This window comes from Erythrobacter sp. CCH5-A1 (assembly GCF_001557115.1).
Lineage (GTDB): Bacteria > Pseudomonadota > Alphaproteobacteria > Sphingomonadales > Sphingomonadaceae > Erythrobacter.
In genome coordinates, this window is the sequence record NZ_LSKQ01000269.1 from 1 (window position 1) to 1,786 (window position 1,786).

Consider the following 1,786-nt stretch of genomic DNA (forward strand, 5'->3'; position numbering starts at 1 on the left):
GGTGGGGAGGCGGGGCGGGTGGTCTGCGCCACCGAAGGTGGCTAGAATCAGATCGGATTGCCGTCCTTGTCGCGGTAGATCTCGCGGCGGCCGACGTGGTTTGCCGGGCCGACGAAGCCGTCTTCCTCCATCCGTTCGATCCACTTGGCCGCGGTGTTGTAGCCCACGCCCATCTGGCGCTGGAGCCAGCTGCCGGAGGCCTTCTGGTTCTCGAACACGATCTGGCAGGCCTGGCGGTACTTGCGCTCTTCGGGGTTGTCCGAGGCGGTGAATTCGTCCTCGAAGCCGAATCCGCCGAAACCTTCCTCGGGCTCCTCGGTGACGGCGTCGACATAGGTCGGCGCCCCTTGCGCGCGCCAGTGATCGGCGACCGCCTCGACCTCCTCGTCCGAGACGAAGGGCCCGTGCACGCGCACCATCGCCCCGGTGTTGGGCTTGTAGAGCATGTCGCCCTTGCCCAGCAGCTGCTCGGCCCCCTGCTCGCCGAGGATCGTGCGGCTGTCGATCCGGCTGGTCACCTTGAAGCTGATACGGGTCGGCAGGTTGGCCTTGATGACGCCGGTGATGACGTCCACCGAAGGCCGCTGCGTCGCCATGATGAGGTGGATGCCCGCCGCACGCGATTTCTGCGAAAGGCGCTGGATCAGCACCTCGATTTCCTTGCCGACGGTGACCATCAGGTCCGCAAGCTCGTCGACGATCAGGACGATCTGCGGGAGCGGCTGGTAATCGAGCTGTTCTTCCTCGAACAGTTCGTCACCGGTTTCCGGATCGAAGCCGCTGCGCACCCGCCGCCCCAGGGGCTTGCCCTTGGCGATCGCGGCGCTGACCTTCTCGTTGAAGGAGTTGATGTTGCGCGAGCTGATCGCGCTCATCATCCGGTAGCGCCGCTCCATCTCCTCGACCGCCCACTTCAGCGCGCGCACCGACTTTGCCGGCTCGGTCACCACCGGCGAGAGCAGGTGCGGGATATCGTCGTAGGTCTTGAGCTCGAGCACCTTGGGGTCGATCAGGATCAGGCGCAGCTCTGTCGGCGTGAAGCGGTAGAGCAGCGAGAGCAGGATGACGTTGAGGCCCACCGATTTACCGCTGCCGGTGGTCCCCGCCACCAGCAGGTGCGGCATCGCGGCGAGGTCGGCGATGATCGGCTCGCCCGCGATGTCCTTGCCGAGGATCACCGGCAGGTTGCCCTTGGCGTCCACGAAGGCGGCGGCCGCGGCGAGCTCCTTCAGCATCACCACCTGGCGGTCCTGGTTGGGCAGCTCGATACCCATCACCGTGCGGCCCGGAATCGGCGAGACGCGCGCGGAGATGGCGCTCATGTTGCGGGCGATGTCTTCGGCAAGGCCGACCACGCGGCTCGCCTTGATGCCGGGGGCGGGCTCCAATTCGTACATGGTGACCACCGGGCCGGTGCGCACCGCAGTGATCTCGCCCTTGACGTTGAAATCGTCGAGCACGTTTTCGAGCAGGCGGGCGTTGCGTTCCAGCGCCAGCTTGTCGAGCTTGGGGCCCTTGTCCGCCGGGGGCTCGACGAGAAGGTCGAGGCTCGGCAGGCTGAAGGGCGCGAACATGTCGGTCTGCGCGGTCTTGCCGGCCACTGCGCGCTTGGGCGGAGCGGAAGGGTCGGAGATTTCGGGCGCGCGGCGCGGGCGCTCCTCGGCGAGTGGGGACGACGCGGCATCACCCTTAGAGGCGCGGCGCGGGCGGGTGGGGGCTTCCTCGTCATCATCCGCGTCGATGTCGCCCGCAAAGGCGAGCGCGCCTTGCGGCTTGCGTCCGGGCA

The 1,786-nt window shown here is 67.2% G+C and carries 1 protein-coding gene; it reads right to left on the reverse strand.

All coding sequences use genetic code 11. From position 1 onward, the window contains the following. Positions 1-47: 47 nt before the first annotated feature. Positions 48-1,786, reverse strand: a 1,739-nt coding sequence (locus AX708_RS16975; RefSeq protein WP_067490495.1) for a DNA translocase FtsK, incomplete at its 5' end; no start/stop codon positions are given.